The following is a 22,885-nucleotide window of genomic DNA, read 5'->3' as shown; positions in this document are numbered from 1 at the left end:
GGGTCAGAGCTGCCCGCGCACCAGGATTGACTCATCGATCTGCGCAATCGACGTAACCCCGGTCAGGGTCATGGCCACGCGCATTTCCTTGGCAAAGATCTCCAGCAAATTCTCTACACCGCGCTGGCCATCAGCGGCCAAAGCGTAGGCAGGCGCTCGTCCCAGCAATACGCCCCGGGCGCCGAGGGCGAGCATGCGCACCACGTCCAGCCCCGAACGCACCCCGGAGTCCACCAGCACCGTAAGGTCGCTGCCCACTGCCTGGGCGATCTCGGGCAGGGCCTTGGCGGTGGACAGCACGCCATCGAGCTGGCGACCGCCGTGGTTGGACACGACGATGCCGTCGGCACCGAAGCTCACCGCATCCTTGGCGTCCTGTGGGTCGAGGATGCCCTTGATGATCATCGGGCCTTTCCAGAATTCGCGGATCCACTCCAGGTCTTTCCAACTGATGGAGGGGTCGAAGTTGGTGGCCAGCCAGCCGATGTAGTCTTCAAGGTGGGTCGGCTTGCCGAGGTATTTGGAGATGTTGCCCAGGTCGTGCGGGCGTCCCATCAGCCCCACATCAAACGCCCAGGCCGGTTTGGTCACTGCCTGCAACATGCGTCGCTGGGCGGCGTACGGGCCGGACATGCCGGAGTGGGCATCGCGGTAGCGGGCGCCGGGGGTGGGCATGTCGACGGTGAACACCAGGGTTTTCACCCCGGCGGCTTGCGCACGCTCCAGGGCGTTTTTCATGAAGCCACGGTCTTTCAACACATACAGTTGAAACCAGATCGACTGCGCAGTCTGCGACGCTACTTCCTCGATAGGGCACACAGACACGGTCGACAGGCAAAAAGGAATGCCTTTATTGGCCGCCGCATTGGCCACCTGCACTTCTCCGCGCCGGGCAAACATGCCGGTCAGGCCCACCGGGCTCATGACCACCGGCATCGCCAGCGGTTGGTCGAACAGGGTGGTTTCCAGGCTCAGGCTCTCGACGTTGCGCAGGACGCGCTGGCGCAGGCTGATGTCTGCCAGGTCCGAACTGTTGGCCTTGAGGGTGTGCTCGGCGTACGCGCCACCGTCAATGTAGTCGAACAGGAAACGCGGCAGTTTGCGACGTGCGGCTTCGCGGTAATCCGATGCAGACGAAATGATCATGAACAGTGAGGCCCCGGAATAAAGAAAACGGTGGGTGGAGGATAGTCAAAGGCTTTTCATGGTAAAAACAACTTTTCCAACTTCATTCAAGTCGCAAATGGAATAGTCATGAATCTGCGAACGCTGCGAGCCTTTGTCGAAGTGGTGCGCCAAGGCAGTTTCTCACAAGCGGCCGAGATGGTTTCGCTCACGCAATCGAGTGTCAGCAAAGCGGTCAAGACCCTGGAAGAGGAGTTAGGCACGCCTTTGTTCAGCCGCATCGGCCATAAGAACGAACTGACAGCCGCCGGTGAAATTGCCTACCGTCGCGCCCTGGTGTTGCTTGCCGAGCGCAGTGACCTGGTGGCCGAGATCAATGACCTGCTGGGGCTCAAGCGCGGCGTGCTGCGCATTGGCTTGCCGCCGGTGGGCAGTGGTGAACTGTTTGCGGCGATGTTTGCGGTGTACCGCCAGCGTTATCCGCAGATCGAGATCGAGCTGATCGAGCATGGCAGCAAGAAGCTGGCCGAGTGCCTGCAAGCGGGGGAGGTGGATGTAGCCGCGCTACTGGTGCCGGTGGAGGGCGAGTTTGAGTATCAGGACGTGCGCGTCGAGCCATTGATGGTGGTCCTGCCCAGCAGCCATCCATTGGCCGGGCGCGACAGTGTGGATTTTTCCGACTTGTCCGACTCGCCGTTCATACTGTTCGAAGCCGGATTTGCCCTGAACCGCATCATCCTTTCCGCCTGCGAGCGGCGGGGCGTATCGCCGAAGGTTTCGGTGCGCAGCGCCCAGATCGACTTTATCGTCGACCTGGTCGGCGCGGGCCTGGGAGTCGCCTTCCTGCCGCGCATGCTGGCCTACAAGCACCTGCATGCCGGCATTGCCCTGATATCCCTGGATGAGCCCCAGACCGACTGGCATATCGCCCTGACCTGGCGGCGTAATGCTCATTTGCCGCCTGCAGCGCGGGCCTGGCTGGACCTGGCGACCGAGATGGGTAACGTTCCCGCGCGCTAGCACAGCCTGCTTCAGAAGTTGTACTTGAGGCTGGTCATGAAGTTGCGCGGCGCGCCATACACCCCTTCTGAGTACACCCGGGCGTAGTACTCGCGGTCAAAGACGTTGTTGAGGTTGACCGTGGCACTGAGGTTTTTCGAGATATCGTAGCGGGCCATCAGGTTGGCGATGGCATAGCTGCCCTGGTGGTAATAGTGCAAGTCCTCGCCGGTCTTGGTCTGCCAGTTCACGCCACCGCCAACAGTGACTTTGTCGAGCATGCCTGGCAGGCGATAGGAGGTGAAGGTCTTGAGCATATGGCGCGGCAGCGCGGTGACGATGCGCTTGTCATCGGCATCGGTGGTGACGCTGTAGGCATAGCCGGCCGACGCCTGCCAGCCTTCGCCCAGCTCGCCGTTCATTTCCAGTTCGACGCCTTGGGTCTTGGCGCTTTGTTCGATGCGATAGGCCTGGGTGTCGGACTGCCACACCGCCAGGTTGTCTTGCTCAAGCCGAAATAGCGCCAGGCTGGCGTTCAGTTGCTCATCGTAGAAACTGCCCTTGATCCCGACTTCATAACCCTTGCCCTCCAGGGGTGGCAGCGCGCCGCGGTTGATGTCGCGCACGTAGGAGGCTTGCGGGTTGAAGATCTTGGTGTAGCTGGCATACAGCGACCAGTTGTGGTCCAGGTCGTAGACCACCCCGGTGTACGGAATGAACACGCCGGTTTCCCGTTCCTTGACCGAACTGGTTCCGGCGCCATACAGCAGGGTGTTGGTATCGCGCTTCCAGTCGGTCAGCCGCCCGCCGAGGATCAGGCTCAAGTCGTCGGTCAGGTGTAGGCGCGACGTGAGGTAGGCGGCGTATTGTTTCTCGCGGATGCTGCCTTTACCCACCACTGGCGTAGCGGGCTTGGGCGAGTCACCGTTCCAGGTGCGGTAGTCCGGCACCTTGAAGCCGTAGTCCCACAGCCAGTCGTTGTAGTTGGGGGTGTGTTCCTCGTAATCGGTGGCAGTGATGCCGGTGATCAGCTCATGTTCGCGACCGAACGCGGAAAACGGCCCGGTGAAGTAGGCGTCGAGGCTGTCCTGGCGCGGCGTGCCTGACCAGCGCACCGGCAACAACGAGGCGCCGGAGCCGGTGGCCTGGTCGAGACTGCCGATGGTGAACGAAAAGAACTCGTCGAACTTGTTCTCGGTGTGACCGTATTCGATCTTGCCGCTCCAGCCGTTATCGAACTGGTGTTCGATGGAAGTGAAGTAGTTGGTCTGGTCATGGTCGTTATACGACCAGTTCGGCGCACTGTTGAGGGAGCGCTTCATGTGGGTTTTCTGGCCATCGCTGAACAGCGTCTGGTAGCCGCCGCGCAGGGGCGCATCCACCTGGGTCTTCTGGTAGCTGAAGCCGGCAGTCAGCAGGGTGGCGTCGCTGAGGTCGAACTCGGTGATGCCGTAGATCAGTTGTGAATCCTGCTTGAAGCGATCGACCCAGGCCTGCTCGGTCTTGTAGTCCAGCACCAGGCGCCCGCGGATGTTGCCGGTCTCGGTCAGTGGCCCGGAGACATCGACACCGGTGCCATAGCGGTCCCAGCTACCGGCTTCGGCGGTGATGCTTGCCTGGGCTTGGGCCGTGGGGCGTTTGCGAATCAGGTTGATGGTCGCCGAGGGGTTGCCCATGCCGCTGATCAGGCCAGTGGCGCCGCGCACGATTTCCACACGGTCGTACATGGCCGTGCTCTGGGTGTAGTTGTCCATGCGGGTCGAGGTGGGGACGCCGTCGATCTCGAAGTTCTGGATCTGGAAACCACGGGACCAGTAGCTGTCATTCTCGGTCCCCAGGCCGGCGCGGGTCACGGCGATCCCGGGGCTGGCTTCAAGTACATCGGTGAGGTTGTTGAGTTTCTGATCGTCCAGGCGTTGGCGGGTGATCACCGTGACCGACTGTGGGGTTTCTTTCTGGGTCAGGTTGAGCCGCGTAGAACTGCTGGAGGAGTAGGCGGTGTAGGAGCCATTACCTTCACTGGTGGACCCCGGCGCCTTGCCGGAAATGGTGGTACTACTCAACTCCAGGGCGGAGGAGGAGGTTGGGGCCGCCTGTAACTGATAACGACCTTCGCCTACGGGCACGGCGATCAGGCCGGTGTCGGCCAGCAGCAATTGCAATGCCTGGTCGACGGAAAATGTACCGTTGATGGCCTGGCTGGTTTTGCCGTTGGTAAGGCTGGCATCTCCCGCAAGGTAAATCCCGGCCTGGGCCGAGAGCAGGTTCAGTTGGCTGGCCAGTGGCCCGGCGGCAATCTGGTAATGCTGGTCTTCGGCCCAGGCGGCAGGGCTGAGGCTGCTCAGGGTGATAGCCACCGAATAGGCCAATACGTGCAGCGGGGAATGGGGGCGTAGTGACATCTTGGGATCCTTTTGGGGGTGGCATCAAGCCATCGTCACTAGCTAAATCGAATGAGAATGAAAATCAGGAAGTGCCGGTATAAAAATATCTAGCGCGGCTTCACGGTGGTCCAGCCAGGGAACGTCTGCTCCATGCGAATCGGCAATACGCCTTCAAGCATGGCCAGGACCTGATCGGTATCGTGCAACGGGAACGTGCCCATGACTCGCAGGTGTGCGAGGCCAGGGTCGAGCCCCAGGTGCCCGCGACGGTAGTCGGCCAGCTCCTCGATAAACTGTGGCAAGGGCATGTCTTGCGCCAGCAGGATCCCTTTGCTCCATGACTCGCGCCCGGGTTGCGCAGGCTCGGGAGGCGTGGTGCCGTGGCTGTCGAATGACAGCCCTTCGCCGGCCTTGGCCACGCGGGTGTGATGGCTTGCGGCGCAACGAACCTGCACCGCCCCCTCATAGACATTGAGCTGGGTCCGCGCAGCCCGTTCGCGCACACTGAACCTGGTACCCAGGGGGGACAGGCTGCCCTGGGCGGTGTGCACGATAAACGGGCGCGGGTCGCTTCCGGTCACGATCAGGACTTCACCTTCGTACAAGCGCAGGCTGCGTTGTGAGGTGCTTAGCGCAACATCCAGCGCGGTGGCGCTGTTGAGCCAGATACGCGAGCCGTCGGCCAGGGTCCGTTCGAGGATTTCCCCGGTGCTTGTGCGATAACCTGCCTGCCAGGCCAGGAGCTGTTCGGTCAGTGCCGCGTGGCGCCAGGCAAGTCCACCCAGCAACAGCCCGCCGCTGATGACCGACAGGGTGCGCAGGACTTGGCGTCGCGAAGTGGGGGTGTGATGCAGGGCCTGCAATGTGCGGCTGGCCGTCTCTCTGTCGTCCTGCAACGGGGCGAAGCGCTGGCTGACCCGTTCCACATAGCGCCAGGCCTGGCGATGGCTGTCACTGCGGTCGAGCCATTGCTGCCAGGCGTGCTGCTGCGCCAGGTTGTGCGGCTCGCTGCTCAGACGGGCGAACCAGTCAGCGGCTTCCTGCAGGGTTTGATGGTCAGGTGTGGGGGCCGGCATCGATCAGCTCAATGCCTCGTCCAGTTCCGCTTCCAGCAACAGGCACTGGAACATGGCCTGGGACATGTAATGGGTGACGGTGCGGGCGCTGACGCCCAATTGATCGGCGATGGCCTGGTAACTCAGGCCTTGCAGTTGCGCGAGCATAAAGGCCTGGGCGACGTTGCGCGGCAGGCGCTCGAGCATTGCCTGCACCTGCTGCAGGGCCTCCAGCACCATGGCCCGGTGTTCTTCCGACGGCATGCAGTGTTCGGGGCGGCTGGCCAATACCTCCAGCCAGGCCCGCTCGACCCGCTGGCGCCGCCAGAAGTCTACGCACACATGTCGGGAAATCGCACTCAGATACGCCCGTGCGTGCCCCTCGCTATTGAAGGCTCTGGGTTTGACCAGCAGCCGCACGAACACATCGTGGGCCAACTCGGCGGCGTCGCTGGTATTGCCCAGTTTCTTGTGCAGCCAGGCGCGCACCCAGCCGTGGTGCTCTTGATAGAGCCAGCCGACATCGGAAGGATCAGGAGATTGAGGCATGCCGCGAGCGCACTCCGTCATCAGGTTAAGCGCCTGGATGAGCTAATGGTAATTATTCTCAATACTACCCTTTGTCGAGGTTTCTTCACAACTGGCGCAAGTGGGTCTTTTCCATGGCACCGCCAATCCCAGATTAGGCTTTTGAATCCAATCGATATTCTGTAGCCTTGCGCAGCTTCACTTTAACCCGTGCTTGATGAACACAATCACTTCGTCCGGCGGCGCCCGAAGGGCTCCAGAGCCGGTGGTACACTCGACTTTCGCGCAACTGCGCCTGCAGGTCTTGCGAACATGACGCAAATTTCCGAACGCCTTCTGGTCCAAGCCCACCTCGATGCCAAGCAACCCAAGGTGCTCAGTGCCGAGCAAGAGGCAAGCTTACGTTCTGCCATTGCTGCCGAGCTAAAGGCTCAAGACGCGGTGCTGGTGGCGCACTTTTACTGCGACCCGGTGATTCAGGCCCTGGCCGAAGAAACCGGCGGTTGTGTTTCCGACTCCCTGGAGATGGCCCGCTTCGGCGCCGCCCACCCGGCCAAGACCGTGCTGGTCGCCGGCGTGCGCTTCATGGGCGAGACGGCGAAAATCCTCACCCCTGAAAAACGCATCCTGATGCCCACCCTGGAAGCTACATGCTCCCTGGACCTTGGCTGCCCGGTGGAAGAGTTCTCGGCGTTCTGCGACCAGCATCCGGAGCGCACCGTGGTGGTGTATGCCAACACGTCGGCGGCGGTCAAGGCCCGGGCCGACTGGGTGGTAACGTCCAGCTGTGCCTTGGAAATCGTCGAAAGCCTGATGGATAACGGCGAGACCATTATCTGGGGCCCGGACAAGCACCTGGGCACCTATATCCAGCGCCAGACCGGTGCCGACATGCTGCTGTGGGACGGTGCCTGCATCGTCCACGAAGAGTTCAAGTCCAAGCAGTTGGAAGACATGAAGGCGCTGTACCCGGATGCCGCGATCCTGGTGCACCCGGAGTCACCGACCTCGGTCATCGAGTTGGCCGACGCCGTGGGGTCCACCAGCCAGTTGATCGCGGCGGCGCAGCGCTTGCCGAACAAGACGTTTATCGTCGCCACCGACCGTGGCATCTTCTACAAGATGCAGCAGCTGTGCCCGGACAAGGTGTTTGTCGAAGCGCCAACCGCCGGTAACGGCGCGGCGTGCCGCAGTTGCGCGCACTGCCCGTGGATGGCGATGAATACCCTGGAGCGCACGTTGCAATGCCTGCGTGAAGGCAGCAACGAGATCTTTGTCGAACCCTCGTTGATCCCCCATGCCGTGCGCCCGCTCAAGCGCATGCTGGACTTTACCCAGGCGGCACGCCTGAAGCTGGCGGGCAACGCCTGATCCACGGTTGGTGCAGTAAAAAATGTGGGAGCGGGCTTGTCGGGTCGCCGCATCGCCGCGATAGCGGTGGATCAGTCTGCACATGTAGTGACTGACACACCGTTATCGCGGGCAAGCCCGCTCCCACATTTGGATCTCATTGGCCTGGGGCTATTTCTTTTTCTTCGGGATCCGCACCAGCTGCGTGTCGGAATAGATGTCATGCCAAGCCCGCTGTTTCTTGTCCACCAGCGACCAGATAAACCCCAGCCCTGCGCATAACCACGATGCAATCGACACCACAAAACGCAACAGCGCCTGCCACAGGCTGATGCGCGAGCCGTCCGCGTTCTGCACGCGTACGCCCCACACTTGCATACCCAACGTCTGCCCGGAATGGGTCCAGAACTTGGCAAAGAAACCAAACAGTACAAAAAACAGAATCGTCGACAGCAGCGGATCACCGTCCAGCGCGCCGGATTCCGAGAGCGTGCGCATTTTTGCTTCACCCACAAAGGCGATCCACACCAGCTTATAGAGGAAGGCAGTGACGATCAGCAGGGCGGTACATAACAGGAAGTCATAGAACATCGCTGCCAGACGACGGCCCAGGCCAACGGCGGGGAATTCGCCTTGGGGGCTCAGCAGGTGTTTCGACATGGCTCGGCTCTCTGGAGGAAAAAAGCCATTTTACGGACAAACGCACATAAAAAAGCCTCTGATGTCACCACCAGAGGCTTTTTGTCGCAGTAAGGATCAGCCTTCTGCTTGTACTTCGTCAGCCTGCATGCCTTTTTGGCCCTGCACAGCGATGAAGGTCACTTTCTGGCCTTCTTTCAGGCTCTTGAAGCCGTTGCCTTGGATAGCGCGGAAATGCACGAACAGGTCCGCACCGCTTTCTGGAGTGATAAAACCAAACCCTTTCTCGTCGTTAAACCACTTGACGGTACCGCTCTGACGTTCAGCCATTTTCTTATTTCCTTGACGCTAAAAATTAATGACAGCCCCTTTCACCTGAAAGAGTACTGGGCTGGGTTGCAGGAAAGTAAGAGACGTCGAACGGGTTGTAGCGAACTTTGGCTACTGCCCAGGTCCAGGTTCCAAGCGACCCATGCAAACACAGTGAGCAAACTCTACGACAACTAAGACGGAAAAAACAAGCCCTCTGCAAGTCGCGTATTTACTCGCCTTCATGACACTTCAGCCAACTATTGTCGGGCTGTGTTATTCGATAGCGTGGATCACTTGTTATAGGTTAATCGACATAACATTGACTATCGTCAGTGCACTGTTTTATGGCGGTTGCGTTACAGATTAGTGCAAATGAACACAACCGCGTTACTTATAGGAACAGTCAATCAGCCTCGGTAGTAACGTTGTGGCACGAATGGCATTTTACTTACACGAAGTGGCACCTTTTTCCCACGCACCAGCGCTGAGACTTCGCAATCCAGCGCGGTAAAGGCCGTGTCGAGGTAGCCCATGGCGAGCGGGCCGCCGAGGCTGGGGCCAAAGCCGCCGCTGCACACGCTGCCGATTACGGTGCCGTGTTCGTCGACAATTTCTGCACCTTCACGCACCGGCGTACGTTCCTGGGGCAGCAGGCCGACGCGCTTGCGGCTGACGCCGGTCTGCTGCTGAGTGAAGATCCGGTCTGCGCCCGGGAAACCGCCGGCACGCGCGCCGTCGGCACGACGCACCTTGGAAATCGCCCACAGCAGGCTGGCCTCAATCGGCGTGGTCTCGGTGTTCATATCGTGGCCATACAGGCACAGGCCGGCTTCCAGGCGCAGGGAGTCGCGGGCGCCCAGGCCAATGGCTTCAACTTCGGCTTCGGCCAGCAGGCTGCGGGCCAGGCTCTCGGCGTTGGCCGCAGGTACCGAGATTTCAAAGCCGTCTTCGCCGGTATAGCCGGAACGGCTGACGTAGCACTCCACCCCCAGCAGGCGCAGGGGCGCAAATTGCATAAAGGTCATCTTGGTCACTTCCGGTGCCAGGCGCGCCAGCACCTTGACTGCCGCCGGGCCTTGCAGGGCCAGCAGGGCGCGTTCTTCAAACAGCGGCTCGATCTGGCATTGCTCGCCCAGATGCTGACGCAGGTGCGCCAGGTCCTGATCCTTGCAGGCGGCGTTGACCACCAGAAACAGCTCGTCGTTACCCAGATTGGCGACCATCAGGTCATCGAGGATGCCGCCCTGATCGTTGGTGAACATGGCGTAGCGCTGCATGCCCACGGGCAGATCGATGATATCCACCGGCACCAGGGTTTCCAGGGCCTTGGCGGCGTTGGCGCCGGTCAGGCGGATCTGGCCCATGTGCGACACATCGAACAGCCCGGCCTGCTCACGGGTGTGCTGGTGTTCTTTCATCACGCCAAGGGGGTATTGCACCGGCATGTCATAGCCGGCGAACGGCACCATGCGCGCGCCCAGTTCAAGATGCAGGGCGTGCAGCGGGGTTTTCAACAGGGTTTGGGTGGACATATTCAGCTCCTGAAAAACGTGCTGGCGCATTTATAAGCATCAGCACTCGATAATGTTGACTGCCAAACCGCCACGGGCGGTTTCCTTGTATTTGCTTTTCATATCGGCGCCGGTCTGGCGCATGGTGCGGATCACCTTGTCGAGGGACACGAAGTGCTGCCCGTCGCCGCGCAAGGCCATGCGCACCGCATTGATCGCCTTCACCGAGCCCATGGCGTTGCGCTCGATGCAGGGCACCTGCACCAAACCGCCAATCGGGTCGCAGGTCAGGCCGAGGTTGTGCTCCATGCCGATTTCAGCGGCGTTTTCCACCTGGGAAACCGTGCCGCCCAGCACTTCGCACAAGGCCCCGGCGGCCATGGAACAGGCCACGCCCACTTCGCCCTGGCAGCCGACCTCAGCCCCGGAGATCGAGGCGTTTTCTTTGTAGAGGATGCCGATGGCCGCGGCGGTGAGCAGGAAGCGCACCACGCCGTCTTCATTGGCACCGGGAATAAAGCGCATGTAGTAATGCAATACCGCCGGCACGATCCCGGCGGCACCGTTGGTGGGCGCCGTGACCACGCGCCCGCCGTTGGCGTTTTCTTCATTGACCGCCAGGGCATACAGGTTGACCCAATCCAGCACCGACAGCGGGTCGCGCAGCGCCGATTCCGGGTTCTTGCACAGTTGGCGATGCAGCGCGGCCGCACGGCGCTTGACCTTCAAGCCCCCGGGCAGGATCCCTTCATTGCGACAGCCGGCGGCCACGCAGTCCTGCATGACCTGCCAGATCTTCAGCAGGCCGCTGCGGGTCTCGGCTTCCGGGCGCCAGGCGCTTTCGTTGGTCAGCATCACCTGGCTGATGGACAGCCCATACGTGGTGCAATGGCCGAGCAAATCCTTGGCGTGCTTGAAGGGGAAGGTCAGGGGCGTGGCATCTTCGACGATCCGGTCGGCGCCGGCGGCGTCTTCATCCACCACAAAACCGCCGCCCACCGAGTAGTACTCGCGGCTGCGAATCTGGATGCCGGCGGCGTCAAACGCACGAAAGATCATGCCGTTGGGGTGATAGGCGAGGGGTTTGCGAATCATCGCCAGGTGTTCTTTCTCGTTGAACGCAATGCTGTGTTCACCGAGCAGGTTCAAGCGACCGTCGCTGCGCATCTGTGCCAGGCGTGCGGCCACGGTTTCAGTGTTCACGGTGTCCGGGTGTTCGCCTTCCAGGCCCAGCAACACGGCCTTGTCGCTGCCGTGGCCTTTGCCGGTGGCACCCAGAGATCCGTAGAGCTCCACCTTGATGCTGGCGGTGGCGCCCAGCAGGTTATCGCGCTTGAGGCCCTCAACGAAGCGGGCGGCGGCACGCATCGGGCCGACGGTGTGAGAGCTTGAGGGGCCGATGCCAATCTTGAACAGGTCGAACACGCTTAAAGACATGAGTTGTTCTCCGGTTTCTTATTATTGGGCGCAGATTTTCGGTTGTACCCGATCCCTGTGGGAGCCGGGCTTGTCGGGTCGCCGCATCGCCGCGATAGCGGTGGGTCAGGCAACATTTCTGTTACTGATACACCGCTATCGCGGCGATGCGGCGACCCGACAAGCCAGCTCCCACATTGACCGCGTTCTACCGCTCAGGTTACGCGTAGCTCTCGATCGAGGGGCACGCACACACCAGGTTGCGATCGCCAAACACGTTGTCGACCCGGCCCACCGGCGGCCAGTACTTGCCTTCGATCAGCGACGCTACCGGATACACCGCTTGTTCGCGGCTGTACGGATGGCTCCATTCACCGACGATTTCAGCTGCCGTGTGCGGAGCGTTTTTCAGCGGGTTGTCGTCCTTGTCCAACGTGCCGTTTTCCACTGCGCGGATCTCTTCGCGGATGGCGATCATGGCGTCGCAAAAGCGGTCCAGTTCTTCCTTGGATTCGCTTTCGGTCGGCTCGATCATCAAGGTGCCAGCCACCGGGAACGACATGGTCGGCGCATGGAACCCAAAGTCGATCAGGCGCTTGGCCACGTCATCCACGCTGATGCCACTGCTGTCCTTGAGTGGGCGCAGGTCCAGGATGCATTCGTGGGCCACCAGGCCGTTGCTGCCGGTGTACAGCACCGGGTAGTGCTCTTCCAGGCGACGGGAAATGTAGTTGGCGTTGAGGATCGCCAACTGCGAAGCGCGCTTGAGGCCCGCGCCGCCCATCATGCTGATGTACATCCAGGTGATCGGCAGGATGCTCGCGCTGCCGAACGGTGCTGCACACACCGCACCTTCCTTGCGCTGCATGGCCGCGTGGCCGGGCAGGAATGGCGTGAGGTGCGACTTGACGCCAATCGGGCCCACACCCGGGCCGCCACCGCCATGGGGGATGCAGAAGGTCTTGTGCAGGTTCAGGTGCGACACGTCGCCGCCGAACTTGCCCGGGGCACACAGGCCGACCATGGCGTTCATGTTGGCGCCGTCGATATACACCTGGCCGCCGTTGTCATGGATGATCCCGCAGATTTCGCGGATGCCTTCCTCGAACACGCCGTGGGTCGACGGGTAGGTGATCATCAGTGCGGCGAGGTGTTCGCGGTGCTCGATGGCCTTGGCGCGCAGGTCTTCGATGTCCACGTTGCCCCGGGCGTCGCAGGCGGTGACGACCACACGCATGCCGGCCATGTTGGCGGTGGCCGGGTTGGTGCCGTGGGCCGACGAAGGAATCAGGCAGATATCGCGACGTTCATCGCCACGGCTCTGGTGATAGGCACGGATGGCCAAGAGGCCTGCGTACTCGCCTTGGGAGCCGGCGTTCGGTTGCAAGGAGATCGCGTCGTAACCGGTGGCCGCGCAAAGCATGGCTTCCAGTTCGCTGGTCAGTTGCAGGTAGCCGGCGCTTTGCTCGGCCGGGGCGAACGGGTGCAGGGCGCCGAACTCGGCCCAGGTCACCGGGATCATTTCACTGGCGGCGTTGAGCTTCATGGTGCACGAGCCTAGCGGGATCATGGTGCGATCCAGCGCCAGGTCCTTGTCGGCCAGCTTGCGCAGGTAGCGCATCAGCTCGGTTTCCGAGTGATAACGGTTGAACACCGGATGGCTGAGGATCGGCGACTGGCGCAGCAGTGCGGCAGGCAGGGTGCTGTCGACGCTGGCTGCAAGGGCGGCGAAGTCCGGCAGGGCTTTGCCGCCTGCGAACACGCTCCACAGGGTTTCGATATCGGCCTGGGTGGTGGTTTCGTCCACCGACAGGCCCAGGCGTGCCGCGTCCACGACGCGCAGGTTGATGCGCTGGGCACGGGCCTGGTCGTGCAGGGCTGCAGTGTTGGTGCCGGTGACCAGGGTCAGGGTGTCGAAGAAGGTCTCTTGTTCAACCTTGAGGCCCAGCGCGGTCAAGCCATTGGCGAGGATCGCGGCCAGGTGATGAATGCGCGTGGCGATCTGCACCAGGCCTTTGGGGCCGTGGTACACCGCGTACATGCTGGCGATGTTGGCCAGCAGTACCTGGGCGGTGCAGATGTTACTGGTGGCCTTCTCGCGGCGGATATGTTGCTCGCGGGTCTGCATGGCCAGGCGCAGGGCCGGCTTGCCGAAACGGTCTACGGACACACCGACCAGACGCCCCGGCATATCGCGCTTGAATGCGTCCTTGGTGGAGAAGTAAGCGGCGTGCGGGCCACCAAAGCCCAGCGGCACGCCGAAGCGTTGCGCACTGCCGATGGCCACGTCGGCACCGAACTCACCCGGTGGGGTCAGCAGGGTCAGGGCCAGCAGGTCGGCGGCCACGGCCACCAGGGCGTTGGCGGCGTGGAAGCGTTCGGTCAGTTCGCGGTAGTCGAACACGTCACCGTTGCTGGCCGGGTATTGCAGCAGCGCGCCGAAGAACGGGCTGACGTCGGTCAGTTCACGCTCATCGCCCACCACCACGTCGATGCCCAGCGGCTCGGCACGGGTGCGCAGCACGTCGAGGGTCTGTGGGTGGCTGTGCACCGAAGCGAAGAACGCGTTGCTGCCCTTGTTCTTGCTCAGGCGCTTGCAGAAGGTCATGGCTTCGGCGGCAGCGGTGGCTTCGTCGAGCAGGGAGGCGTTGGCGATCGGCAGGCCGGTGAGGTCGCTGATCAGGGTCTGGAAGTTCAGCAGCGCTTCCAGGCGACCCTGGGAAATCTCCGGCTGGTACGGCGTGTAGGCGGTGTACCAGGCCGGGTTTTCCAGGAGGTTGCGCAGGATCGGCGACGGTGTGTGGCAGTTGTAGTAGCCCTGGCCGATGTAAGTCTTGAACAGTTGGTTCTTGGCGGCGATGGCCTTGATCGAGGCCAGGGCATCGGCTTCGCTCAGGCCATCGCTAAGGCCGAGCACGGCGGTGCCCTTGATGCTTTCCGGGATCACGCTGGCGCTCAGGGCTTCGAGGGAATCAAAGCCCAGGGTCGCGAGCATCTGCTGCTCGTCATCCTGGCGCGGGCCGATATGGCGGGCGATAAACTCGTTGGCGGTGCTCAAATTAACGGTCATGGCGCGCTCCTCAAGCTTGGGCGTTGGCTTTGATCAGGCGGTCGTATGCGTCCTGATCCAACAACTTAGCTACCGCAGTGGCATCAGCCGGTTTAAAGCGGAAGAACCAGCCTTCGCCCATCGGGTCTTCGTTGACCAACTCCGGGCTGTCGCTGAGCTTGTCGTTCACTTCCAGCACTTCGCCGGTCAGGGGCATGTACACGCCGCTGGCAGCCTTGACCGACTCCACGGTAGAGGCTTCGGCACCCTGGTCGTAGGCCTTCAGCTCAGGCAATTGCACGTACACCACATCGCCCAGGGCGTTTTGCGCGAACGCGGTAATACCCACGGTGACGCTGCCGTCGGCTTCGGCGCGCAGCCATTCGTGATCTTCAGTAAAACGCAATTCGCTCATGGAAACTCCTCAGGGCCAGAATCGTCTGGTGGACGGGATTAGAATGGGAAAGTCCTTAGCAAAAACGCGGCCAATATAATTTTATTGTTAGAAATCAGATGGTTGTGATGAATCTAAAAACATTTGCTCAACCGTCATGTAGCGAATTCGCTACAGATCGACGGCGGAAAAAAAGCCTATCTGGATCAAAGCCTTGCGTAGCGAAGGCCGATCAGTGGTGTATTGAAAACGTTCCGGTGTAGCGTTTTCGCTACGATAAGTTCCCCCGTGGCTGGACGCCAGGAGACTTATGCAGCGCACAGTGCAGTAGAGAGCGGCGTATTTTTTGCCCTTCCCGACGATCAGGACGCGCAGCATGAGCAATTCAATTGAGGCCAATCAGGGCATTTCACAACTACAGGCTTCCCGCGACTCTCTCGCGCACCTGTTCGCCCAGCGCCCGACATTGGCGCAAGTGGCCGAGTCGATGATCCAGGAATGGATCAACGACCAATTCAGTGACAGCGGTTTGCAGGCCGGCAGCACCTGGATCGGTTCAAGGCAGCCGTCCCAGGCCAGTGGCATCAGCTATGCCCAGCTCAGCACCTTGAGCGACGCCCTGATCCGGCGCTGCATGAGCCGCGACGTGCCAAGTTATGTGCCAGGTCAGCATTGCGTGCTGGTCAGCTCGATAACCCAGGGCCTTGTCCCGTTCATTGGCGCTGTTTCGGTCAATGATGTCGCGATCATGCTCAACACCCTGGCGCCCGAATTGCCCGATGGTTTTAACGCGAGGCTGTTGGCCTATTGGAACGCCCATGTTCCAGGCGATACAGCTTTGAGTCGTTGGGGGGCGGTCGCCAAGCAACTGCGCAAGTGCCTGCTCAGCGCCCGGCAGAACCCGCCGCTGACGAAGGAGCAAGGCCAAAAGCTCCTGGGCCTGGGCGACGGGCCGCAAGAACTCTGGGGGTACCAGGCGGATCGCCAGGCGCTGGGCGGGGTCCACGTGCTGCGGATTTATCAAGTGTATGCGGGGCAGGATGGGCTGCCGGGCGAATGGCTGCCGCTATTGGTCTTGCAGCGCGAGGTGGCGCAGCACCAGGTCAACCTGGTCTATGTGCCGGCGATGAGCGTGCTCAAGCTCAGTACGTTGGATGAGTTGGGCAACCTGCTGCCACGCTACATGAGCCACTACAGCCCCGGCCTGCTTGTCAGATGGGGGCTCCGGGAGCCCCAGGGCGATGTCTTCGATGCGCAGGCCCAGGCCTTGCTGGAGCGCCAGTTCAGGGCGCTGAAGCGGGTCGACTGGTCGGCATTGCCCGATGTCGACAGCTACAAGCGCCTGCTGCACAAGCTCACTGCGCCCGAGGTCTGGTTCGAGGCCGATTATGTCCAGCCGCCCCACGAAGAGCAGTTGCCAGTGTGGTTGCAGGCGGCCAGCAGCGCTGATCGGCACACTTACGGCCAATGGCTGGAGCGCCTGGCGCACCTGCACAAGCGTACGGGTGGCGCGTCGTTCCTCGATGGCCTGGACCCGATTGACGTGTTTGCGCGCAAAGCGCTGCAACGCCAGATGCGCCTGGATTACCCGCAACATGCGGCAATCAACCCGGATGATTACCTGCTGACGTTTGAACGCACCCAGGGTGCAACGGTGGGCTGGACGCAACGCAGCACCAGGACCTTGACCTCCTGGGCCCTGGAAAACCCCTTCGCCACCCCCTACGCCAGTGTGCAGATCAGCCACCAGGCCGGGCCAGGCGTTGTGCCCGCCAGGTGGATGCAGCCGGCGTACCTGAAAAAACTCATCGAAACGGTCGATGTGGGCCTGCACTACCCGGCGCTGCTCAAGCAGGCGTTGCTGGTGGACCCGCTAGAGTCGGCACGGCGCCGGCGCCTGTTTGTCGAGCAGATGGCGCTCCAGTTGCCCCTGCGGGCCCTTGAAAACAGCCTGCGTCGGCGCAACGGGTTTACCCCGGCAGGCGCAGCGGTGGTACTCGCACTGCTGCAGGACGATCCGCTGCAGCGCACAGTCGGCAACCAAGTCATCGTCGCCCGGCCCCTGGCGTTCCTGACCCATGCCGGTGGCGCCGTGCACAAGGCCCGCAACCTGTTTGTGCTCGGTGCGCGGGATAACGGTGAATTGCCCCATATCCTGTATCGGCCCGATCAGGCCGAGGCGGCCCTGCAACAGTTTGCCAGCCGCCAGGCGCTGCTCGACGAGATCGCGCGCCCCGGCAGTGATTTGCAGGCGCTAGTGCTTGAGCGTCTGCCTGACAAGAGCCGGGCGTTGTTCGGCAATGGTGGATTTCTCAGCCCTCATGTGCAGCGTTTTCTACAGGGGGACGAGTACGCCGTGCCGGCCCCCTCCAGCCCGGCGTTGCTCAGTGACGAGTGCGTGCCGGGGGTGTTCCTGGAGGCGGTTTTCGATGACAACGCCAAGAGCCTGTGGCAGGCCGCCGAACAGCGCGCAACCTCGGTCGAGGCGCTGCGCTGGACGCTGTTCAAGAACAACCTATGGCAGATATTCAATGCCCTGCTGCCAATGCTCAGAGGGTCGGTGGCGGTGGCGGGGTGGTTGGCCCAGGTGTATGGCAGTTTTCGTGCGGTGTTGGCGTTGCCGGCCGGGGCCAGCCAGGAAGAATCGGCCACTACCCTGGCCGAATTGCTCGGCAGCCTCGCAGGTTTGCTACTGAGCCCGGTCGTCAGCCTTGATCAACGCTTACGGCTGAGCGAGTTCCGGTCGGCGCCCATCCAGACCTCCACGGCCCATGTTCAGCAAACGCTGTCGGCCTCTGCCTGGCAGCGTTCGCGGGCGGATGTGACGGGTATGGATTTGTCCTGGGCCAACTCGCGGCTGCGTCTCGACGCGGCGCAGCAGGCACAACTGGCAACCTTTCGCTGGTCGCCCGGGCGCCGCGAGCAGTGGCCGGCGACCCCTGCGATCAACTCGCCGGACAGTCCCGTACGGGGCCGAGTCGCGGTGCTGCGCGCCGACGCAACCGTCAGCCATGAAGACTACATGCTGCTGGACAGCAAGCTGTATGGGGTCAGGCAGGTTGAGGGGCGCTGGCGCATCATCGACCTACGAGCCCCCCAGCGCGTCGGCCCCTGGCTGCGCAAGGATGCACACGGGGTGTGGAACGTCGACCTGGGCCTGCAATTGCTCGGCGGCCATCCAAAGCTGTCGGCGGCCGCCCGACGCGCCAATATCCAGCGCCAGAACCAGATGTTTGAGCACCATTATCAGGAGACCACGGCGCGCCTGCTTGAGGCTGAAAGTGCCGTGGCAGCCAGCGAAGAGCACTTTAAAGAGGCACACGAGGGCAGCCCGGAAAAACTCTTTGATCAGTCCCTGCAGGACCTGCGCAACCATTACCTGGGCGACCTGGAGAAACTCAGCCGGGCGCAGTTCGACAAGCTGGACGCGTTACTTGCAAAAAACGCCAACAAACCCGTGGAGCGCTTCGAACCGGAGAGGATCCTGCAACTGGAAGATCTAGTCGAAAACCTGCGGGTGCGCATGGCAGTGCTGGTCACCAACCGCGCCACCGAGGTGCTGCCTGCCGAGCGCCGTAGCCAGTTGCATGAGCAACTGGACCATGAAGATGTGGCCGTGGTTCAGGCAGCCCACCACTCGCTCGTTCAGGCTACGCAGACGATCATTGGCTACAACGAAAAGCTGATCGATTTGAGCATCCTGGAACGCAACAACTATGCCCGGCTGACCGAGGTGCCAGGGTATGAATCACGCGCTGATGCGTTGCAGCCCTCGACGCTGGGCACGCCGCTGGACTGGAAGTCCGTACAACTGAAGGCATTGGGTGGGGTGATCCTGCGCCGGCCGCCGCTGCCGGAGGAGTATGACGATTTCATCCGCATCGGGACCCTGATCGACGAGACGATCCAATCGGTGCAGTCGCAAAAAACCTTGCAAGACGCCAGCTCACTGAGTGTGCAGCAGCGCATCGACGGGTATGAGGCGATTCTGTTCGAGTACGACACCACCCAGGCCTCCCTGCGCGACTTTGGTGATATGGCTTCTGACCTGCTGTATGAGGGCAGCGTCGAACGCTTGCACAAAATGCTCAACGCCATGGAACACGAAGCCCGCGGCTCCCTGGCGACGTTGCTGCGCGAGCGCGAACAGGCCCCCGCGTCCAGGCCCAGGCCTGCGGTGGGTAGCGGCAAGCGCCTGATCCGTGACCGCAAGAGCCGGTACCTGGTGGGCCAGGTGCGTGCGCGTACGCCGGAGTTGAACGAGGACATTGTCGATGTTATCAACCCGGTTGACCAAAGCGTGGTGGCGAGCTTTCGCCAGACCCCTGGCCTGGATGAGTTTGAGTCGATCACCGAGGCCAGCGCCCCGCCTGCGCGCGCGGTGCGCTCCCTGGAGCGGCTCAAGGACGATGGGCGCAAGCTGCTGGACAGGCAGGCGACCGTGCTGGAGCAGGCCCGCAACGAGGCGCGTATTTCCAGCCTGCCCGCCAGCGTCGAGGCCCGGCTGTTGCGGCATGCCGGCAAAATCAGCGCGGTGGCCGACAAGATCCGCAAAGCCCTGGAGCAAGAGAAAACCGCTGCTGCCGCACAGCCTCTGCTCAAGGAGCTGGGGCAGGCCGCCAGCCGCCTGGTGGAGCATGGCCGGTTGATCCGGATCGAAATGGTCAAGCGCCTGGCGCCGGATGAAGAGGGGATTGCCTACCTCAAGAGTCAGAATGAGGTGCAGATCCTACCGATAGAGGGGCGCATTGCGCTCAAGCGCGAGCATGACTTTTTGCAGGAGTATGTGGTCAAGGACAAGGCGGGCAGGGTGTTGGCTTACGCCCATTTTCACTACCGCACTCCCGGGGCGGCCAATGCGGATTTCACTGCCGGCCATCTCAAGCGCCCGGAACAACGCTTTATGAGTTTTAGAGGCCTGGCCGACAAGACCGACAGCGACGTGATCGCCATCTACTATTCACGCCTGAGCGCGGCCATGGCCCAGCAGCTGTTTTTCAGCGCGACCGGGGCGGTGATCCAGCGTGGGCGCCGGGTTTTTTGGTGATCATGGCTTACCGGGGATGCCGTACTTGCGCAATCGATGGGCGATAGCGGTGTGAGACGTCTGTAGGCGGTTGGCCAACTGGCGTGTCGAGGGATAGGTGGTATAGAGCTTTTCCAGGAGGCTGCGCTCAAAGTCCTCCACTGCCTGTTCCAGGCTGTCCACTTCGCCGTCGCTCTGGCGGGCGACCGAGGTGCCGGCGATATCCAGGTCGCCAATGTCCACCAGGTTGCTTTCGCAAATGGCGGCGGCGCGGAAGATCACGTTCTGCAACTGGCGCACGTTACCCGGCCAGCGGTTGCCCAGCAGCGCCGGGTAAGTGCCCGGCGCCAGGCGGCAGACCGGGCGCTGGATCTGCGCGCAGGCCTGCTGCATGAAGTAGCGGGCCAGCAGCAGGATGTCCTGGCCGCGTTCGCGCAGGGGCGGCACTTCCACATTCAGCACATTGAGGCGGTAGAACAGGTCTTCGCGGAAGGTGCCTTCGCTGACCATTTTCTCCAGGTCGCGGTGGGTGGCGCTGAGGATGCGCACATTGACCTTGACCTCGCGGTCGCCGCCGACCCGGCGAAAGCTGCCGTCATTGAGAAAACGCAGGAGCTTGGCCTGCAAGTACGGCGACATCTCGCCAATCTCGTCGAGAAATACCGTGCCCTGGTTGGCCAGCTCCATCAGCCCCGGCTTGCCGCCGCGCTGGGCGCCGGTAAAGGCGCCGGGGGCGTAGCCGAACAGCTCGCTCTCGGCGAGGTTTTCCGGGAGTGCCGCGCAGTTCAGCGCCAGGAACGGTGAGCTGTGGCGCGCACTGATGGCATGGCAGGCGCGGGCCACCAGCTCTTTGCCGGTGCCGGTCTCGCCCTGGATCAACAGCGGGGCGTCGAGGGCCGCCACTCGTTGCGCACGGGTCTTGAGGGTGCGGATCGCCGGCGACTCGCCCAAAAGTGCGTCGAAACCTTCGGCATGGTCATGGTGCAGCGCCGAAAGTCGCTCGCCGATACGGTTGGGTTGGTACAACGTCAGCAGCGCGCCGGCATCGGTGATCGGTGTGGCGTCCAGCAGCAAGGTCTGGCCGTTGACGCTGATCTCGCGCAGGGGCAGGCGAAAGCCATGTTCGAGCAAGGCTTCCAGCAGCGCCGGATCCTCAAACAGCTCGGCGATGCTTTCGCCAGCCGGTTCGCGACCATACAGGGCGATCAGCGCCGGGTTGGCCAGCAGCACCTTGCCGGCACTGTCCAGGGCCAGGACCGGGTCGGTCATGGCCGCCAGCAGGGCGTCGAGTTGCAGGTGACGGCGCTGGCCGGGGAGGATATCCACCACCGTCACCGCCTGTACGCCCTGCACGCTGAACAGCGCATCGCGCAACTCTTCCAGCACCTCCACGCTCAGGGTCGGCGCGTCGATGTAGACGTTGGGCGGGATCATCTCCACCGCATCCAGGTTGAGATTGCGCCCACCGAGCAAGGCCAGGACTTCCTGGGTGATGCCGACGCGGTCGATGAAGCTGACGTGGATACGCATGGGGTGGATGTTGATTCTGCAATGCGGAGGGTGGCCAGTATGCCTGAGCGGGGGTGGAGATCAAAAATGTGGGAGCTGGCTTGCCTGCGATAGCATCATCGAGGGGTGACTGACACACCGAGGTGCCTGCATCGCAGGCAAGCCAGCTCCCACACAAGCCAGCTCCCACATTTGAGCTGTTTTGGTTATTCCAGGTGTTCAGGCTTGATCGGGTCGCCCGGTTTTACATCCAGTTGGTGGCGCACATCCTCGAACATCAGGTCGTACTGTTTATGCATGCCACCGTTGAGCACCGCGGTTTTCGGCATGCCGTATTTCTGCGCGATGTTCATGGCATGGCGGGCAAAGTCGTAGGCCTGGTCCTTGGGCAGGAAGAATTCTTCCTTGAGGTCCTTGCCCTGCACGGAGCCGTGCATTTTGAAGAGCATTCCCTTGCCTTCCTTCGGGTCCTGGCTGACTTCATAGTCGATGCACAGGTCGTAGCTGTGATCCTGGGCATTCAACGCGTGGCGTTCGATATGCAAGTGACCGGGTTCAAAGATGGCCATAGGCGTCTCTCCTTAACAAGGCATTGGAGAAGGGCGGCTGCAACAACCGCCCTGGTGTAGTTATAGGTAGGTGATGCCAGGTTTTGCCGTGCTGATACGGGTGCCGGCGGTGCCCTGGACGATGGCTTCGATGTCCGAGAGTGAACCGATCACTGCGGTTTTGCCAGTGTTGCGGGCGAACTCGCAGGCGGCCTGGACCTTGGGCCCCATGGAGCCGGCGGCGAAGCCAAGTTTTTCCATGTCGTCGGGGTGCGCCTGGCCGATGGCCTTTTGCGTCGGCTTGCCGAAGTCGATAAACGCCGCGTTGACGTCGGTGGCGATCACCAGCAGGTCGGCTTCCAGTTGCTGGGCCAGCAGCGAGGAGCACAGGTCTTTATCGATCACAGCTTCGATACCCTTGAGCTTGCCGTTCTCGTCATACATGGTCGGGATGCCGCCGCCACCTGCGCAGATCACGATGCTGCTTTTTTCCAGCAGCCACTTGATCGGGCGGATTTCAAAGATGCGTTTGGGCCGTGGGCTGGCCACTACCCGGCGATATTTATCGCCATCGGGGGCAATCGCCCAGCCTTTTTCGGCGGCCAGTTTTTCCGCTTCGGCCTTGGAGTAGACCGGGCCGATCGGCTTGGTCGGGTTCTGGAAAGCCGGGTCGTTGGCGTCCACTTCAACCTGGGTCAGCAGGGTGGCGAAAGGCACCTCAAAGTCCAGCAGGTTGCCCAGTTCCTGTTCGATGATGTAGCCGATCATGCCTTCGGTTTCGGCACCCAGCACGTCCAGCGGGTAGGGCGAAACCTGGGTGTAGGCGGCGGCTTGCAGCGACAGCAGGCCGACTTGTGGCCCATTGCCGTGGGCGATCACCAGCTCATTGCCCGGATGAATCTTGGCAATCTGCTCGGTGGCGATCCGGATATTGGCGCGTTGGTTGTCCGCTGTCATGGGTTCACCACGGCGGAGCAGGGCGTTACCGCCCAGTGCAACGACGATACGCATAATGCAATCCTTCTAAAGTTCGGCCTTGT

16 protein-coding genes are annotated in these 22,885 nt (G+C 61.9%); 3 read left to right on the top strand and 13 right to left on the bottom strand.

The window, feature by feature from the left end; all coding sequences use genetic code 11:
* Positions 1–3: 3 nt before the first annotated feature.
* Positions 4–1,146, bottom strand: coding sequence for an FMN-dependent L-lactate dehydrogenase LldD (lldD, locus tag ACSSVH_RS19835; RefSeq protein WP_170056857.1), 1,143 nt, complete (start codon positions 1,144–1,146; stop codon positions 4–6).
* Between the two features lie 108 nt (positions 1,147–1,254).
* Between lldD and ACSSVH_RS19830 the strand changes: the two genes are divergently transcribed.
* On the top strand, positions 1,255–2,145 hold the full coding sequence (locus ACSSVH_RS19830; protein ID WP_169954675.1) for a LysR family transcriptional regulator: 891 nt from the start codon (positions 1,255–1,257) through the stop codon (positions 2,143–2,145).
* 11 nt (positions 2,146–2,156) lie between these two features.
* Here ACSSVH_RS19830 and ACSSVH_RS19825 read toward each other — a convergent pair whose 3' ends face one another.
* The 3 genes from ACSSVH_RS19825 to ACSSVH_RS19815 all read right to left on the bottom strand — a co-directional run bounded on the left by ACSSVH_RS19825 (position 2,157) and on the right by ACSSVH_RS19815 (position 6,112).
* Entirely contained in the window at positions 2,157–4,526 is a 2,370-nt protein-coding gene (locus ACSSVH_RS19825; protein WP_492633631.1) for a TonB-dependent siderophore receptor, read from the bottom strand.
* An 89-nt stretch (positions 4,527–4,615) separates the two neighbouring features.
* On the bottom strand, positions 4,616–5,584 hold the full coding sequence (locus tag ACSSVH_RS19820) for a FecR domain-containing protein (protein ID WP_172311935.1): 969 nt from the start codon (positions 5,582–5,584) through the stop codon (positions 4,616–4,618).
* Between the two features lie 3 nt (positions 5,585–5,587).
* A complete protein-coding gene (locus ACSSVH_RS19815; protein WP_170041902.1) occupies positions 5,588–6,112 on the bottom strand; it encodes a sigma-70 family RNA polymerase sigma factor in 525 nt (174 codons plus the stop codon).
* Between the two features lie 291 nt (positions 6,113–6,403).
* Here ACSSVH_RS19815 and nadA point away from each other — a divergent pair, with 291 nt between their 5' ends.
* The gene (gene nadA / locus ACSSVH_RS19810) at positions 6,404–7,462 is read left to right on the top strand and encodes a quinolinate synthase NadA (RefSeq protein WP_029300280.1); all 1,059 of its coding nucleotides are present in this window, start codon (positions 6,404–6,406) and stop codon (positions 7,460–7,462) included.
* A 150-nt stretch (positions 7,463–7,612) separates the two neighbouring features.
* Here nadA and ACSSVH_RS19805 read toward each other — a convergent pair whose 3' ends face one another.
* The 6 genes from ACSSVH_RS19805 to gcvH all read right to left on the bottom strand — a co-directional run bounded on the left by ACSSVH_RS19805 (position 7,613) and on the right by gcvH (position 14,783).
* Complete coding sequence (locus ACSSVH_RS19805; RefSeq protein ID WP_029300279.1) at positions 7,613–8,101, bottom strand: RDD family protein; 489 nt, start codon at positions 8,099–8,101, stop codon at positions 7,613–7,615.
* Positions 8,102–8,197: 96 nt separating this feature from the next.
* The gene (locus tag ACSSVH_RS19800; protein ID WP_004887993.1) at positions 8,198–8,410 is read right to left on the bottom strand and encodes a cold-shock protein; all 213 of its coding nucleotides are present in this window, start codon (positions 8,408–8,410) and stop codon (positions 8,198–8,200) included.
* 389 nt (positions 8,411–8,799) lie between these two features.
* Positions 8,800–9,924 carry a glycine cleavage system aminomethyltransferase GcvT gene (gene gcvT, locus ACSSVH_RS19795; RefSeq protein WP_170041903.1) on the bottom strand — a complete coding sequence of 375 codons (1,125 nt, stop codon included), beginning with the start codon at positions 9,922–9,924 and terminating at the stop codon, positions 8,800–8,802.
* A 39-nt stretch (positions 9,925–9,963) separates the two neighbouring features.
* A complete protein-coding gene (locus ACSSVH_RS19790; RefSeq protein WP_169954680.1) occupies positions 9,964–11,340 on the bottom strand; it encodes an L-serine ammonia-lyase in 1,377 nt (458 codons plus the stop codon).
* Positions 11,341–11,539: 199 nt separating this feature from the next.
* Positions 11,540–14,389 (bottom strand): aminomethyl-transferring glycine dehydrogenase, encoded by a 2,850-nt coding sequence (gcvP, locus tag ACSSVH_RS19785; RefSeq protein ID WP_492633630.1) that lies wholly within the window; start codon positions 14,387–14,389, stop codon positions 11,540–11,542.
* 10 nt (positions 14,390–14,399) lie between these two features.
* Positions 14,400–14,783 (bottom strand): glycine cleavage system protein GcvH, encoded by a 384-nt coding sequence (gene gcvH / locus ACSSVH_RS19780; protein WP_169954682.1) that lies wholly within the window; start codon positions 14,781–14,783, stop codon positions 14,400–14,402.
* 355 nt (positions 14,784–15,138) lie between these two features.
* Between gcvH and ACSSVH_RS19775 the strand changes: the two genes are divergently transcribed.
* The gene (locus ACSSVH_RS19775; protein ID WP_492633629.1) at positions 15,139–19,809 is read left to right on the top strand and encodes a hypothetical protein; all 4,671 of its coding nucleotides are present in this window, start codon (positions 15,139–15,141) and stop codon (positions 19,807–19,809) included.
* Here the strand turns inward: ACSSVH_RS19775 and gcsR are convergent, their stop codons facing one another.
* The 3 genes from gcsR to arcC all read right to left on the bottom strand — a co-directional run bounded on the left by gcsR (position 19,810) and on the right by arcC (position 22,856).
* On the bottom strand, positions 19,810–21,318 hold the full coding sequence (gene gcsR, locus ACSSVH_RS19770) for a transcriptional regulator GcsR (RefSeq protein WP_169954684.1): 1,509 nt from the start codon (positions 21,316–21,318) through the stop codon (positions 19,810–19,812).
* A gap of 185 nt (positions 21,319–21,503) precedes the next feature.
* The gene (locus tag ACSSVH_RS19765; RefSeq protein WP_169954685.1) at positions 21,504–21,866 is read right to left on the bottom strand and encodes a DUF5064 family protein; all 363 of its coding nucleotides are present in this window, start codon (positions 21,864–21,866) and stop codon (positions 21,504–21,506) included.
* A 60-nt stretch (positions 21,867–21,926) separates the two neighbouring features.
* Positions 21,927–22,856 (bottom strand): carbamate kinase, encoded by a 930-nt coding sequence (gene arcC, locus ACSSVH_RS19760; RefSeq protein WP_170041908.1) that lies wholly within the window; start codon positions 22,854–22,856, stop codon positions 21,927–21,929.
* Positions 22,857–22,885: the final 29 nt, after the last annotated feature.

The organism is Pseudomonas sp. HC1(2025) (assembly GCF_058742075.1).
Note: the sequence above shows the minus strand (reverse complement) of the source record. Positions and strands in the feature narration are given on the sequence as shown.

What these genes read in the sequence shown, in the direction of transcription:
- nadA (WP_029300280.1), top strand. Translation starts at nt 6,404, where the DNA reads ATGACGCAAATTTCCGAACGCCTTCTGGTCCAAGCCCACCTCGATGCC.
- ACSSVH_RS19805 (WP_029300279.1), bottom strand. Translation starts at nt 8,101, where the DNA reads ATGTCGAAACACCTGCTGAGCCCCCAAGGCGAATTCCCCGCCGTTGGC.
- ACSSVH_RS19820 (WP_172311935.1), bottom strand. Translation starts at nt 5,584, where the DNA reads ATGCCGGCCCCCACACCTGACCATCAAACCCTGCAGGAAGCCGCTGAC.
- ACSSVH_RS19825 (WP_492633631.1), bottom strand. Translation starts at nt 4,526, where the DNA reads ATGTCACTACGCCCCCATTCCCCGCTGCACGTATTGGCCTATTCGGTG.
- ACSSVH_RS19765 (WP_169954685.1), bottom strand. Translation starts at nt 21,866, where the DNA reads ATGGCCATCTTTGAACCCGGTCACTTGCATATCGAACGCCACGCGTTG.
- ACSSVH_RS19800 (WP_004887993.1), bottom strand. Translation starts at nt 8,410, where the DNA reads ATGGCTGAACGTCAGAGCGGTACCGTCAAGTGGTTTAACGACGAGAAA.
- gcvT (WP_170041903.1), bottom strand. Translation starts at nt 9,924, where the DNA reads ATGTCCACCCAAACCCTGTTGAAAACCCCGCTGCACGCCCTGCATCTT.
- ACSSVH_RS19830 (WP_169954675.1), top strand. Translation starts at nt 1,255, where the DNA reads ATGAATCTGCGAACGCTGCGAGCCTTTGTCGAAGTGGTGCGCCAAGGC.
- ACSSVH_RS19815 (WP_170041902.1), bottom strand. Translation starts at nt 6,112, where the DNA reads ATGCCTCAATCTCCTGATCCTTCCGATGTCGGCTGGCTCTATCAAGAG.
- ACSSVH_RS19775 (WP_492633629.1), top strand. Translation starts at nt 15,139, where the DNA reads ATGAGCAATTCAATTGAGGCCAATCAGGGCATTTCACAACTACAGGCT.
- gcsR (WP_169954684.1), bottom strand. Translation starts at nt 21,318, where the DNA reads ATGCGTATCCACGTCAGCTTCATCGACCGCGTCGGCATCACCCAGGAA.
- lldD (WP_170056857.1), bottom strand. Translation starts at nt 1,146, where the DNA reads ATGATCATTTCGTCTGCATCGGATTACCGCGAAGCCGCACGTCGCAAA.
- ACSSVH_RS19790 (WP_169954680.1), bottom strand. Translation starts at nt 11,340, where the DNA reads ATGTCTTTAAGCGTGTTCGACCTGTTCAAGATTGGCATCGGCCCCTCA.
- gcvH (WP_169954682.1), bottom strand. Translation starts at nt 14,783, where the DNA reads ATGAGCGAATTGCGTTTTACTGAAGATCACGAATGGCTGCGCGCCGAA.
- arcC (WP_170041908.1), bottom strand. Translation starts at nt 22,856, where the DNA reads ATGCGTATCGTCGTTGCACTGGGCGGTAACGCCCTGCTCCGCCGTGGT.
- gcvP (WP_492633630.1), bottom strand. Translation starts at nt 14,389, where the DNA reads ATGACCGTTAATTTGAGCACCGCCAACGAGTTTATCGCCCGCCATATC.